The sequence below is a fragment of the Streptomyces albus subsp. albus genome, assembly GCF_000719865.1.
Taxonomy (GTDB): domain Bacteria; phylum Actinomycetota; class Actinomycetes; order Streptomycetales; family Streptomycetaceae; genus Streptomyces; species Streptomyces albus_E.
Window position 1 is genome coordinate 34,794 of sequence record NZ_JOID01000020.1, and the last position, 13,179, is coordinate 47,972.

10 protein-coding genes, 1 pseudogene and 1 riboswitch are annotated in these 13,179 nt (G+C 72.8%); all 11 genes and pseudogenes read left to right on the forward strand.

The features are described from left to right. Positions 1-177: 177 nt before the first annotated feature. Positions 178-283: riboswitch (glycine riboswitch) on the reverse strand. Between the two features lie 237 nt (positions 284-520). The 11 genes and pseudogenes from IF83_RS0121215 to IF83_RS0121265 all read left to right on the forward strand — a co-directional run bounded on the left by IF83_RS0121215 (position 521) and on the right by IF83_RS0121265 (position 13,115). Next, a complete protein-coding gene (locus IF83_RS0121215; protein ID WP_078843703.1) occupies positions 521-1,294 on the forward strand; it encodes an AAA family ATPase in 774 nt (257 codons plus the stop codon). Between the two features lie 333 nt (positions 1,295-1,627). Continuing rightward, on the forward strand, positions 1,628-2,449 hold the full coding sequence (locus tag IF83_RS0121220; protein ID WP_394297357.1) for an enhanced serine sensitivity protein SseB: 822 nt from the start codon (positions 1,628-1,630) through the stop codon (positions 2,447-2,449). Between the two features lie 178 nt (positions 2,450-2,627). After that, positions 2,628-3,449 carry an enhanced serine sensitivity protein SseB C-terminal domain-containing protein gene (locus tag IF83_RS0121225; RefSeq protein ID WP_030546485.1) on the forward strand — a complete coding sequence of 274 codons (822 nt, stop codon included), beginning with the start codon at positions 2,628-2,630 and terminating at the stop codon, positions 3,447-3,449. A gap of 227 nt (positions 3,450-3,676) precedes the next feature. Continuing rightward, positions 3,677-5,344 (forward strand): ABC transporter substrate-binding protein, encoded by a 1,668-nt coding sequence (locus IF83_RS0121230; protein ID WP_030546487.1) that lies wholly within the window; start codon positions 3,677-3,679, stop codon positions 5,342-5,344. Positions 5,345-5,436: 92 nt separating this feature from the next. After that, a complete protein-coding gene (locus IF83_RS0121235) occupies positions 5,437-6,441 on the forward strand; it encodes an ABC transporter permease (protein ID WP_030546489.1) in 1,005 nt (334 codons plus the stop codon). Next, positions 6,441-7,394 carry an ABC transporter permease gene (locus IF83_RS0121240; protein ID WP_030546491.1) on the forward strand — a complete coding sequence of 318 codons (954 nt, stop codon included), beginning with the start codon at positions 6,441-6,443 and terminating at the stop codon, positions 7,392-7,394. The genes IF83_RS0121235 and IF83_RS0121240 overlap by 1 nt, the downstream gene beginning before the upstream one ends. Positions 7,395-7,398: 4 nt before the next feature. Next, a pseudogene (locus IF83_RS0121245) lies at positions 7,399-8,367 on the forward strand (ABC transporter ATP-binding protein); the annotation flags it as partial. Positions 8,368-8,576: 209 nt separating this feature from the next. Further along, positions 8,577-9,716, forward strand: coding sequence for an ABC transporter ATP-binding protein (locus tag IF83_RS0121250; RefSeq protein WP_030546495.1), 1,140 nt, complete (start codon positions 8,577-8,579; stop codon positions 9,714-9,716). A 145-nt stretch (positions 9,717-9,861) separates the two neighbouring features. Then, on the forward strand, positions 9,862-10,521 hold the full coding sequence (locus tag IF83_RS0121255) for a trimeric intracellular cation channel family protein (RefSeq protein ID WP_030546497.1): 660 nt from the start codon (positions 9,862-9,864) through the stop codon (positions 10,519-10,521). A gap of 218 nt (positions 10,522-10,739) precedes the next feature. Continuing rightward, positions 10,740-11,585, forward strand: a complete 846-nt coding sequence (locus tag IF83_RS0121260; RefSeq protein ID WP_030546499.1) for a thioesterase family protein — start codon at positions 10,740-10,742, stop codon at positions 11,583-11,585. 360 nt (positions 11,586-11,945) lie between these two features. Beyond that, positions 11,946-13,115 (forward strand): cysteine desulfurase family protein, encoded by a 1,170-nt coding sequence (locus IF83_RS0121265; protein ID WP_030546501.1) that lies wholly within the window; start codon positions 11,946-11,948, stop codon positions 13,113-13,115. Positions 13,116-13,179: the final 64 nt, after the last annotated feature.

The window sequence follows — 13,179 nt, forward strand, 5'->3', positions numbered from 1 at the left end:
GGTGGCTCCCTGACGAAGGTGGCGGGACTCTGCGCGGCGTCGGCAACACAGTCTCCCCATCTGTCATGGAACCTGAGAGCTTCGCCACAACCGTGCGTACGGGTACGTACCAGGAGTCGCGGCTTGCACCTTGGGTGGGGACGCCCCCGTAAGGGACGGCCCGCTTTCCAGATTTGCCTCGTCCGCGCGGTACGGGGCCTGAGAGATTCAAGGGAGGACTTGCTCCTTCGGCGCCCCGGGGACGGCACGGCGGCCGGACCGGGGACTCTCCCGCGCGGATTCGAACGGCGGTATGCAGTTGGCGCGGTCATCATCGCACGGGAAGCGGAATAGCGGACCGGAGGGAACCGGAGAACCTGTCCGCAGGGTCCGTCTCATCAGCACATCGCGGAACCGCGCACCGGGTATCGACGTTGTAACGCGGCACCGTTCTTGCCAGGCTGGCCGCGCCGGCGGGCAGTCCGGGAGTCAGTGACCGCACAGAGGGGGGACGATCAGGGTGCAGGTTCGGGTCCAGGGGATGTACGCGATCACGCCGCGGGCCGCGGCGGAAGCGGAGACCGCGCAGTCGGCGGGCCGCGGAGCCGCGGCGGAAGCGGAGTCCTCCGCCGGACCGGAGACCGGAACGGAGGCCCCGGGGCGGGCCCCGGCGGAGACGCCGGCGGGGGAGTGGACGGCGTCCGCGTGCCCGCCCGCCGCCGGCCCGGACACGGCCGAGACGGATCTGCGCGGCCGCCGGCCGTCCGCGCTGCGCTACCCGGCCGGGGACGTCCTCGTCGTCTCCGGGCTCCCCGGCAGCGGCAAGAGCACGCTGATCGAACGGGCCACCGCCGCCCTCGACGCCCGTGGCGGGCCGGTCCACCGCATCGACTCCCAGGACGCCCGCGACCGCTGGCAGCGCCGGCTGCCCGCCGCCCTGCCGTACGCCCTCTACCGCCCGCTGGTGCGCGCCGCGCACTACGCCGGGCTGCGCCGGGCGCTGCGCTCGGGCGCCAGTGTCGTCGTCCACGACTGCGGAACGCTGACCTGGGTGCGCCGCTGGCTGGCGCGCGACGCCCGGCGCCGGGGCCGCGGCCTGCACCTGGCGCTGCTGGACGTCTCCCCGGAGACGGCCCTCGCCGGGCAGCTCTCGCGCGGCCGGGGCGTCTCCGGCTACGCCTTCGCGCGCCACCGCCGGGCGGTGGCACGGCTGGTCGCCGAGGCGGAGGCCGGCCGGGCGCCGGAGGGCTGCGTCTCCGTGGTGCTGCTCGACCGCACCTCCGCGAGCGCACTGGACACCATCGGCTTCGGCTGACCCGCGCCACGGGCCGGCCGGCCGGCCCCGCCGTGAGCCCCTGAGTCCACGCGCCCGCACGGCGGAAAGCGGGCCGGGTACAGCCCCCGGCGGCGGGGGACGCCCCGGAACGCGCGGTGAACCGGCGGGAAATCCGCGGGATTTTGCGCTGCCGGGCCCCTGGCCGTACCCCGGTGGGCTGGCGCTAGGGTTCTGCTACCGGGATTCCGATGACGCCGGCCGCCGCGGGCGGTGGCGGCGGCGTCCGCGCGGGCCGGCCGGCGCGGCCGTGCCGGGGTCCGGGAGACAGGCCCCGCGGCGCCGGGCGGCGCGGACGAGACGTGGTTGGACGGCATGAGCATCGACGGCATGAGCATCCCGGAGCAGCACGAGCGGACCCCGGCCCCGGCGGGGACGCCCGGCGGGTCCGGCGGCGAGCCCGGCGGGTTCCCCCGCAACGAACTGGAAGAGGTGCTCGCCGCGTCCCTTGGGGTTCCCGGGGCGGGCGCCCGGCTGATCGAGGTGCTCGGCCGCAGCCGGGTCTGGGTGCCGCTGCCGAACGGCGGCGGGCCCTCCAGCCCGCATCTGGACCTGCCGACCCTGGACGTGGCCGGGATCGCCTGCGTCCCCGTCTACAGCTCGGAGGAGGAGTTCCTCCGGGGCACCGGCCCGCACATGCCCTGCACCGTCGCGCCCGCGCGGGAGTTCGCCCGCGGGCTGCCGCCGCAGCTGGGCATCGCCGTCAACCCGGGCGGCACCTCCGTCGGCGTGCCGCTGCCCCCGCCCGCCGTGGCCGAGCTGTGCCGTACCGGCCGCGCCGAGAGCGGGCCCGGCGTCCCGTCCGGCGGGCGGGTGCGGCTCTTCGAGCCGGACTGGCAGGACGAACCGGTCGACTTCCTGGCCGCCGCCGCCGGGGAGTTCACCACAACGGGGGTCGTGCTCACCGCGCGCCGCACCCTTGCGAGTGTCGAGGGCGACCCGCCGGCGCTCTTCGTCGGCGTCGAGCTCTCCCGCTGCGAGCCCGAGGACCGGGTCCGGGTGCACGACGCGCTCGGCCGGGCGCTCGGCGCGGTGCCGGTGCCCTGGCCCGTGCAGATGGTGCTGCTGGACATCGCGCACGACCCGGTCGCCGACTGGATGCGCGCGCGGATCCGTCCCTTCCACACCGCCGGGTGACACGGCACCGAACACAGGCGCGGCGGAGGCCGGGAACGGCCGGTGTGCGACACCCGGACGGCGGACAGGGCGGCGGGCGCCGCCGCATCCGGTCCGTAAGCTGGTTGGATGACCCGGCGGGGCGCGAAGGACGCGCACCGCGGCGGTGCCGAGAGGCAAGACGAAGGGGCGGGACCAGGTGAGCGCGGGCGGGGACAGGGAGCAGATCGAGCAGCTGCTGCCACAGGTGACGCCCGGCCGGTACGACGTCTACGAGGCGCTGCTGCGGGCCCTCGCCGACGGCCAGGTGTGGATGCTGCTGTGGCACGGCCATCCGGGCGCCCCCGACGCCCAGTACGGGAACATGGAGGTCGACGGCTACGGCTACGCCCCCTGTGTGACGTCCGCCCAGGAGCTGGCCGCCAGCGGCTGGAACCGGGCCCACGAGGTCGTCGGCGGGCGGGAGATCGCCGCCTCCCTCTACCCGGACCGCTGGGGCCTGTGGCTCAACCCGCACGCGCCCGGCGGCGGTGTCGGCATCCCCTGGGCCGACCTGCGGCGGGTCGCCTCCGGTCTGGACCGGCTGCCGGCCGGGCCGCTGCGGATCGTCGAACCGGCCGTGGAGATCCCGCAGTTCTACGCCCTGCTGACGCAGAACGCCCATCACACGCCCGCCGTGCGCGCGCTGCGCCGGGCCTGGGTGCAGCCCTCGGTCGGCGTGCCGTATCTGGCCATCGGCCTGGAGCTGTACGACAACGGGCCGCAGGCCGTGGAGTCCGCGCGCCGGATGATGGGCCAGTCCATCGGCGCGGTGCCCGACGGGCTGCCGGTGTCGACCGTCGCCCTGTCCGACGAGTACGACCCCGTGGCGCTGTGGATGCGCGCCAACTCCCGGCCCTTCTTCGACCGCGAGGGCTACGCCGCCGGCCCCGGAGCCGGGGCGGTCCCCGGCGCCGGCCCCGCGCCCGGCTACGGCTATCCGCCGCCGCACGGCATGCTGCCGGGCGCCGCGCCGCGCTGACATCGTCTCAACGCCCCCGCGCGGCAAGCCGGATGTCCGTGCGAGCGCACTCCAGTGCAGTCGGGGCGCACCGCGTCAACCGGCACTGATCTGGGCATATCCGGTATATGCGCTGTCCGGGTCTCAGGTATGTATCACCGCTATGCGGACTGTTCACCCCGGGGATGGTCGTCTGTAGTGTTCGGGCGGTCAGCGCCTCTCAATACCGTTCATCCCTGGGGTGGAGCATGCGAATAGGAAAATCCAGAGCCGCTCGGGCGGTTGTGGTCACCTTGGCGATGGGGCTGGCCGTGACCAGCTGCGCCAGTGACCGGGACAACGGCGGCAAGGGAGAGGCGGGTGACACCTTCATCTTCGGTGCCGCTGGCGACCCCAGCTCCCTGGACCCCGCCCTGGCCAGTGACGGCGAGACGTTCCGCGTCACCCGCCAGGCCTTCGAGGCCCTCATCGAGCACGAGCCGGGCGGCAGCAAGCTCGTCGGCGGCCTCGCCAAGTCGTGGGAGGGCAGCGAGGACGGCACCGAGTGGACCTTCAAGCTCCGTGAGGGTGTGAAGTTCCACGACGGCGAGAAGCTGACCGCCGAGGCCGTCTGCAAGAACTACGACCACTGGTTCAACTGGTCCGGCACGTACCAGAACAGCGCGGTCTCCTACTACTGGCAGACCATCATGGGCGGCTTCAAGAAGAACGAGGACAAGGAGACGCCCGAGGCGAACTACGTCTCCTGCACCGCCGAGGACGAGCTGACCCCGGTCATCAAGGTCAAGGAGGCCACGGCCAACCTCCCCGGCGGCTTCTCCCTCCAGGCGCTCGCCATCCACTCCCCGAAGGCGATCGACGCCTACGAGAAGGAGGAGGCGAAGGGCGAGGGTGACGCGATCACCTACCCCAAGTACAGCCAGGAGGCCGGCACGGTCGCCGGTACCGGCCCGTTCGAGATCTCGAAGTGGAACAAGGGCAACAAGGAGATCACCCTTGAGCGCTTCGACGACTACTGGGGCAAGAAAGCCGGTGTCGAGAAGCTGGTGTTCCGCACCCTCGACACCGAGGAGGGCCGCCGCCAGGCGCTGCAGGCCGGTGACATCCACGGCTACGACCTGGTCGCCCCCGCCGATGTGAAGACGCTGGAGAAGGACGGCTTCCAGGTCCCGACCCGCGACGTCTTCAACATCTTCTACCTGGGCTTCAACCAGGAGAACAACAAGCTCCTGAAGAAGAAGGAAGTCCGCGAGGCGATCGCGCACGCGATCGACCGGGACAACATCGTCGAGACGCAGCTCCCCGAGGGCGGCGTCAAGGCCAGCCAGTTCATGCCCGACACGGTCGCCGGCTACTCGGGCGACGTGAAGGTCTACGAGCAGGACGTCAAGAAGTCGAAGAAGCTTCTCGCCGACGCCGGTGCGAAGAACCCGACCCTGGACTTCTGCTACCCGACCGAGGTCACCCGCCCGTACATGCCGGCCCCGACCGACATGTTCGAGCTGATGAAGACGGACCTGGAGAACGCCGGCATCAAGGTCAAGCCGCGCGCCATGAAGTGGAACCCGGACTACCTGGACTCCACCCAGAACGGCAAGTGCAGCCTGTACCTCATGGGCTGGACCGGTGACTTCAACGACGGCTACAACTTCATCGGCACCTGGTTCGGCGGCTACGACAAGCAGTGGGGTTTCAAGAACGACAAGGTCTTCGACGCCATGAAGGCCGCCTCCTCCGAGCCCGACGCCGAGAAGCGCACCGAGCTGTACAAGAAGGCCAATGAGGTCATCATGGACTTCCTGCCCGGTCTGCCGATCTCCTCGTCCCCGCCGTCCATCGCCTTCGCGAAGGACGTCAACCCGCCGAAGGTCTCCCCGCTGACGCAGGAGAACTTCGCCGAGGTCTCCTTCAAGTAACACAACCGAGCAGTCCAGGTCCGCCCGGCCACGGCACACAGGTGGCCGGGCGGACGTGGTTGCCGCCACTGACCAGAAAGGGGTAGCGCGGGGTGTTGCGTCTCGTAGTACGCAGACTGCTGCAGCTCATACCCACACTGCTTGGCCTGTCCGTCCTTCTCTTCCTCTGGCTGAACAAGCTCCCCGGAGGACCGGCGGCGGCCCTGCTCGGGGAACGGGCCACCGAAGCGGACAAGGCCCGGATCGAGCGCGCCCTCGGGCTCGACCAGCCGGTGTGGGTGCAGTACGGCCGCTTCCTCAAGCGGCTGGGCGAGCTGGACCTGGGCACCTCCACCCAGACCGGCCAGCCCGTGTGGGACGAGTTCGCCCGGCGGTTCCCCGCCACGGTGGAACTCGGCATCTTCGCGATGCTCATCGCCGTCGCGGTCGGCATCCCGCTCGGCTACTTCGCGGCCAAGCGCCGCGGCAGCTGGCTCGACGTGTCCGCCGTGTCCGGCTCGCTCCTCGGGATCTGCATCCCGGTCTTCTTCCTGGCCTTCATCCTGCGGGCCGTCTTCGCCGTCAACCTCGGCTGGTTCCCCAGCTACGGCCGGCAGTCCACCGGGCTGAACGCCACCGAGGTGACCGGCTTCTACGTCCTGGACGGCATCCTCACCGGTGAGTTCGACGCCTCCTGGGACGCCCTCATGCATCTGGTGCTGCCCGCGCTGGCCCTCGCGTCCATCCCGCTGGCCATCATCGTCCGGATGACCCGGGCCAGCGTGCTGGAGGTGCTCGGCGAGGACTACGTCCGCACCGCCGAGTCCAAGGGCCTCCAGCAGCACGTGGTGCGCGGCCGGCACGTGCTGCGCAACGCGCTGCTGCCGGTGGTCACCGCCGTCGGCCTGCTGACCGGCAGCCTGCTGTCGGGCGCGGTGCTCACCGAGTCCGTCTTCGCCTTCGGCGGCATCGGCTCCTTCCTGCGGACCGCCATCGACGGCCGCGACTATCCGGTGCTCGTCGGCTTCATCCTCTTCATCGCGCTGACCTACGTGATCCTCAATCTCCTGGTCGACCTGGCCTACAACCTCATTGACCCGAGAGTGCGGGTGCACTGATGAGCACCAAGACCGACAAGATCGACCGGCTCGCGGAGCTCACCGCACAGACCGAGACCGCCACCGGCCACAGCCTCTGGTACGAGGCCTTCCGCCGGCTGCGCTCCAGCAAGATGGCGATCATCGGGGCGGGCATCATCGCCCTCTTCGTCCTGATCGCGCTCATCGGCCCCTGGATCGCCCCGTACTCGCCGACCGCCCAGCTCTGGCGCGGCGAGGTCGTCCCCGCCCGCTCCGTCTTCGTCGGGCCGCGCGCCGAGAACTGGTTCGGGCTGGACCACCTCGCCCGGGACGAGTTCTCCCGGATGCTCGTCGGCGCCCGGCAGACGCTGCTCGTCGGCGTGGTGGCCACCCTCCTCGGCTTCACCGTCGGCTGCCTGATCGGCATCGCCTCCGGAGCCGCCGCCACGCTCGGCGGGCGCGCCGGGCGGCGGATCGACTCCGTCATCATGCGCTTCATCGACATGCTGCTGGCGCTGCCCTCGCTGCTGCTGGCGGTGTCCGTCGCGGCCGTCCTCGGGCAGAGCCTCACCACCGTGATGATCGCGGTCGGTGTGGTGCAGATCCCCATCTTCGCCCGGCTGCTGCGCGGTTCGATGCTCGCCCAGGGCGGCTCCGACTACGTCCTCGCCTCCCGGGCGCTGGGGGTGCGCAAGCGCCGGATCGTGCTCGGCCACATCGTGCCCAACTCGCTGAGCCCGGTGATCGTGCAGGCCACGCTGAGCCTGGCCACCGCCATCATCGAGGCCGCCGCCCTGTCCTACCTCGGCCTCGGCAACCCGGACGCGGCCGTTCCGGAGTGGGGCGTCATGCTCGCCCAGGCGCAGGGCTTCTTCGACTCGGCGCCGATGCTCGCGGTCTACCCCTCGGTGGGCATCATCATCACGGCCCTCGGCTTCACCCTCCTCGGCGAGGCCATGCGCGAGGCCCTCGACCCGAAACTGCGGAGCTGATGACATGCCGTTGCTTTCCGTGGACGAACTGACCGTCACCTTCACCGCGCGCGGACGCCGCGATGTGCGGGCCGTGTCGGGTGTGTCCTTCTCCGTCGGCGAGGGCGAGGTCGTGGGCCTCGTCGGCGAGTCCGGCTGCGGCAAGAGCGTCACCTCGCTCGCCCTGATGGGGCTGCTGCCCGGGCGCGGGGTGAAGGTCGGCGGGCGGGCCGAGTTCGACGGCACCGACCTCTTCGGCCTGAGTGACGCGAAGATGCGCGAGATGCGCGGCTCGCAGCTCGCGATGATCTTCCAGGACCCGCTCTCCTCGCTGAACCCCGTGGTGCCCATCGGCATCCAGGTCACGGAGATCCTGACCCGGCACCGGGGCCTCAAGGGGCAGGCCGCGCGCAAGGAGGCCGCCTCCCTGCTGGACCGGGTCGGCATCCCCGACCCGTACCGGCGGCTCAAGGAGTACCCGCACCAGCTCTCCGGCGGCATGCGGCAGCGGGCGCTCATCGCCATGGCCGTGGCCTGCGCGCCCCGGCTGCTGATCGCCGACGAGCCGACCACCGCGCTGGACGTCACCATCCAGGCGCAGATCCTCGAACTGCTCAAGGAACTCGTGGACCAGGAGGGCACCGCCCTGCTGATGATCACCCACGACCTCGGCGTGGTCGCCGGGCTCTGCGACCAGGTCAACGTCCTCTACGCGGGCAAGGTCGTGGAGTCGGCCGGGCGGCGCGAACTGTTCGCCGCCCCGACCCACCCGTACGCCAACGGGCTGCTGGGCTCCATACCCCGGCTCGACGCGCCGCGCGGTGAGCCGCTGAACCCCATCCGGGGCTCCATCAACGACAACATCGCCTGGGCGGACGGCTGCGCCTTCGCGCCGCGCTGCGACCACTACACCCTGGAGTGCCTGCAGGGCACGCCGGAGCTGACGGAGCCGCGCACGCCGGGGCACCAGGTCCGGTGCGTCAACCCGGTGTTGGACGCGCACGGTTCGGGGGACGTCGCCGTGATCGAGGCCCCGCACATCCTTCCGGACGAGGCGGCGGACGGAACGGCGGACGGGGCCGCGGAGGAAGCGGCGGACGGAGCCGCCGACGCGGCTGCCGCCGCCGAGGACGACCAGGACGCCACCGCCCAGGACACCACCGCCGCCGGGGCTGCCGCGACCGAGAAGACGGAGGCCACCTCATGAGCCTGCTGAAGCTGGACGGGGTGAAGGTCCACTTCCCCCTGAAGAAGGGGATCGTCTTCGACCGCACGGTCGGCCACGTCTACGCGGTCGACGGCGTCTCGCTCTCCGTCGAGGCCGGCCGGACCTACGGCCTGGTGGGCGAGTCCGGCTGCGGCAAGACGACCCTGGGCCGGGCCATCCTGCGGCTGGTGGACATCACCGACGGCAGCGTCGTCCTCGACGGCACCGACCTCGCGCACCTCCCGGAGGAGGAGATGCGCAAGTTCCGCCGCCGGGTGCAGATGGTCTTCCAGGACCCGCTGGGCAGCCTCGACCCGCGGCAGAACATCGAGTCGATCCTCTCCGAGGGCATGGCCGCGCACGGCATCGGTGCCGACCGCGAGGAGCGCCGCGCCCGCATCCAGGAGATCCTGGCCAAGGTCGGCCTGCCGGCCAACGCGCTCTCCCGCTACCCGCACGAGTTCTCCGGCGGCCAGCGGCAGCGCATCGGCATCGCGCGGGCGCTGGTGCTGGAACCGGACGTGATCATCTGCGACGAGCCGGTGTCCGCGCTGGACGTCTCCATCCAGGCCCAGGTGATCAACCTCCTGGAGGAGCTGCAGGAGTCGATGGGACTGACCTATGTGGTCATCGCCCACGACCTGGCCGTGGTCCGGCACATCTCGGACGTCATCGGGGTGATGTACCTGGGCTCGCTCGTGGAGGAGGCGCCCAGCGACGGGCTGTACGCCGAGCCGCTGCACCCGTACACCAAGGCCCTGATGTCGGCGGTGCCGATCCCCGACCCCGCGGTCGAGGACAGCCGCGAGCGCATCCTGCTCACCGGCGACCTCCCGTCGCCCGCGACCCCGCCCGCCGGCTGCCGGTTCCACACCCGGTGCCCGTGGAAGCAGGACACGCTCTGCGACACCGAGCGCCCGGAGCTGCGGGACCTGGGCGGCGGCCACAAGGTGGCCTGCCACTACGCCGCCGAGATCGCGGCCGGCACGGTCCGCATGAACAGCGCGGCCACCGTGCTCGAACCGGGACTGGTGAAGGCCGAGGCGGCCGAGGAGTCCGGGAAGCCCGGGGAGCCGGGCAAGACGGAGAAGTCCGGGAAGCCCGGGGAGACCGAGAAGACCGCCGAGAGCGTCTGAGGCGGCGTCGGCGGACGTACGCAGCACGCAGCACGCAGCACGCAGCACGCAGCACGCGGCGCGGACGGCCCGGAACACCCGGACCGTCCGCGCCGCCGCACGTCGCACGGGGGATGGCCGCGGCGGCACGGGGCACAATCGCCGGGTGCTCCTCGATCTGTTCACCCCCTCCGTGCTGCACGCGCTGGACATCGCCGGGATCTTCGTCTTCGCGATCTCCGGCGCGCTGCTCGCCGTGCGCAAGAACTTCGACGTCTTCGGCATCGCGGTGCTCGCGACGGCCACGGCGACGGGCGGCGGGCTGATCCGTGACCTGATCATCGGCGCCGTGCCGCCCGCGGCCTTCACCGATCTCGGCTATCTGGTCACGCCGCTGCTCGCGGCCGTGCTGGTGATCTTCCTCCATCCGCAGGTGGAGCGGATCAACCGTGCGGTGGCCGTCTTCGACGCGGCCGGGCTGGGGCTGTTCTGCGTGGTCGGCACCACCAAGGCGTACGAGTACGGGCTCGGGCTGCCCTTCGCGGCCGTGCTGGGCGTGGTCACGGCCGCGGGCGGCGGCGTCGTCCGGGACGTCCTGGCCAACGAGGTGCCCTCGCTGCTGCGCTGGGACCGGGAGATCTACGCCGTCCCGGCCATCGTCGGGGCGTCGCTGGCCGCGCTGCTCATCCACTTCGGGGCGCTCAACCCGGTCTCCAGCGCTCTCTCGGCGCTCGCCGCCTTCCTGCTGCGGCTCTGCGCGGTCCGCTACGGCTGGCGGGCGCCCCGGGCCTGGCACCGCAGGTCGTCGGCGGCCGAGGAGGCGTAGGGCCCGGGGCCCGCCCGGCCCGTGCCCCTGGTGCCCAGTGCCTGGTACCGCACTTCGCGCACCGCACCGGGCACGCCCCCGCACGCCCGGCGCGCCGGACGCCCGGCCCCGGTCCGGCGTGCGGCCGAGCGGGCCCCGGTCGGCGTCCGCCGGCTCACCGCCGGCGTGGGCAACCAATGTCTACCGGCCAGTAACATTTTCGGTGTACCGTACAGCCCATGGCACAGGCAACCATCGGGAACAGCGAGTTCGACCGGGACACGGCGGTGACGCCGCGCGAGCCCGGCGTCCATGACGCGGAGCTGTCGTCCGGCTGGACCATCGTCCACGCCGTCAACGGCGGCTACCTCCTCGCCATGGCCGGGCGCGCCCTCGGTGAGGTCCTGCCGCACTCCGACCCCTTCACCGTCACCGCCCACTACCTCACCGCCTCCCGCCCCGGCCCGGCGCGGATCCGCACCGAGGTCGTGCGCACCGGCCGCACCCTCTCCACCGGCCAGGCCTCCCTCACCCAGCTCGACGACAACGGCACCGAGGTCGAGCGGCTCCGCGTGGTCGCCGGCTACGGCGACCTCGACGCGCTCCCGGACGACGTCCGCACCACCGCCAAGCCGCCCGCCATGCCGCCCTTCGAGGAATGCCTCGGCGCCCGGCACGCGGACGACGAGGTCAGCGCCCTGCTCAGCGCCACCGAGATCGCCGGCCGGCTCGACGTCCGGTTGGATCCGGCCACCGCCGGCTGGGCGCGCGGCAAGCCCTCCGGGAACGGCGAGATGCGCGCCTGGTTCGGGCTCGCCGACGGCCGCGACGCCGACCCGCTCTCCTTGCTGCTGGCCGTCGACGCCCTGCCGCCCACCGCCTTCGAGCTGGGCCTCTCCGGCTGGGTCCCCACCGTCGAACTCACCGCCCACATCCGCTGCCGCCCGGCGCCGGGCCCGCTGCGCGTCGCCATCACCACCCGCAATCTCGCGGGCGGCTTCCTGGAGGAGGACGCCGAGGTCTGGGACAGCCGCGACCGCCTCGTCGCCCAGTCCCGCCAACTCGCGCGGGCCCAGCTCGGCTGACGGCCGGCCGGCGCACGGACGCCGGGGCGGCGGACCGAGCACCAAGTCGGTATGCCGAGCACCAGGTGGGCGAACCGAGCACCAGAGCGGCGGACCGAGCAGCAAGTCGGTATTTGCCGAGCAGCCCGGGGCGGCCGGCCGAGCGCCGGGACGGCGGGCCGGGCACTGCCCCGCCGAGCACCAGGGCGGTATGCCGAGCACCAGGCCGCCGGTATGCCGAGCACCAGGTCGGCACGCGGGGGTGCACAGCCGTGCGGGGCCGCCACCGGCGCCGCAGGGGCCGCCGGTGGCGGCCGGAGCGCGGAGTACGGCCGGGGGCGCACTTCCGCCCGCGCCGCCCCTCGTAGAATCGTGCGCACCATGGCCTACCTCGATCACGCCGCCACGACGCCCATGCTTCCCGAGGCGGTGGCGGCGATGACCGCCCAGTTCGCCGTCACCGGCAACGCCTCCTCCCTCCACGCGGCCGGGCGGCGGGCCCGGCGCACCGTCGAGGAGTCCCGCGAGTCGCTCGCGGCGGCCCTCGGGGCGCGGCCCAGCGAGGTGGTGTTCACCTCGGGGGGTACGGAATCGGACAATCTCGCGGTGAAGGGCCTCTACTGGGCCCGGCGGGACGCCGCACCGGAGCGCACCCGGATCCTCGCCAGCCCCGTCGAACACCACGCCGTCCTCGACGCCGTCGACTGGCTCGCCGAGCACGAGGGCGCCCGGGTCGAGTATCTGCCCGTGGACTCCGTCGGGCGGGTGCACCCCGAGGCCCTGCGCGAAGCGGTCGAACGGAACCCGGACGACGTCGCGCTGGTGACCGTGATGTGGGCCAACAACGAGATCGGCACGGTCATGCCCGTCGCCGGACTGGCCGCGGTGGCGGCCGAGTACGGCATCCCCGTCCACTCCGACGCCGTGCAGGCGTTCGGGCAGATCGAGCTCGACTTCGCCGCCTCCGGGCTGAGCGCGCTCACCGTCTCCGGTCACAAGACCGGCGGGCCCTACGGCATCGGCGCACTGCTGCTCCGCCGCGACCTTGCCCCCGTACCGCTGCTGCACGGCGGCGGCCAGGAGCGCCAGGTGCGCTCCGGCACCCTCGACGTCCCGGCGGTCGCCGCCTTCGCCGCGGCCGGCCGCCACGCCGCCGAACACCGTGCCGACTTCGCCCGGGAGATCGGCGCGCTGCGCGACGCGCTGGTGGCGGCCGTGCGGGAGGCGGTGCCGGACGCCGTCCTCGGCGGTGACCCCGACCCGGCCGGACGGCTGCCCGCCAACGCGCACTTCTCCTTCCCCGGCTGCGAGGGCGACTCGCTCCTGCTGCTGCTCGACGCCCAGGGCATCGAGTGCTCCACCGGCTCCGCCTGCACGGCCGGGGTGGCCCAGCCGAGCCATGTCGTCCTGGCCACCGGCGCGAGCCCGGAACAGGCGCGCGGCACGCTGCGCTTCTCGCTGGGGCACACCTCGACGGAGGCCGACGTGGAGGCCGTCGCCAAGGCCATCGGCCCGGCGGTGGAACGGGCCCGCCGGGCGGGGCTGAGCTGAGCCGGCGCGGGGCGGCAGCCGAGCCCCGGCGGGCGGCGGGCGGGCCCGCGCCGGGCCGGCGGGC

What these genes read in the sequence shown, in the direction of transcription:
- IF83_RS0121250 (WP_030546495.1), top strand. Translation starts at nt 8,577, where the DNA reads ATGAGCCTGCTGAAGCTGGACGGGGTGAAGGTCCACTTCCCCCTGAAG.
- IF83_RS0121265 (WP_030546501.1), top strand. Translation starts at nt 11,946, where the DNA reads ATGGCCTACCTCGATCACGCCGCCACGACGCCCATGCTTCCCGAGGCG.
- IF83_RS0121230 (WP_030546487.1), top strand. Translation starts at nt 3,677, where the DNA reads ATGCGAATAGGAAAATCCAGAGCCGCTCGGGCGGTTGTGGTCACCTTG.
- IF83_RS0121220 (WP_394297357.1), top strand. Translation starts at nt 1,628, where the DNA reads ATGAGCATCGACGGCATGAGCATCCCGGAGCAGCACGAGCGGACCCCG.
- IF83_RS0121260 (WP_030546499.1), top strand. Translation starts at nt 10,740, where the DNA reads ATGGCACAGGCAACCATCGGGAACAGCGAGTTCGACCGGGACACGGCG.
- IF83_RS0121215 (WP_078843703.1), top strand. Translation starts at nt 521, where the DNA reads ATGTACGCGATCACGCCGCGGGCCGCGGCGGAAGCGGAGACCGCGCAG.
- IF83_RS0121240 (WP_030546491.1), top strand. Translation starts at nt 6,441, where the DNA reads ATGAGCACCAAGACCGACAAGATCGACCGGCTCGCGGAGCTCACCGCA.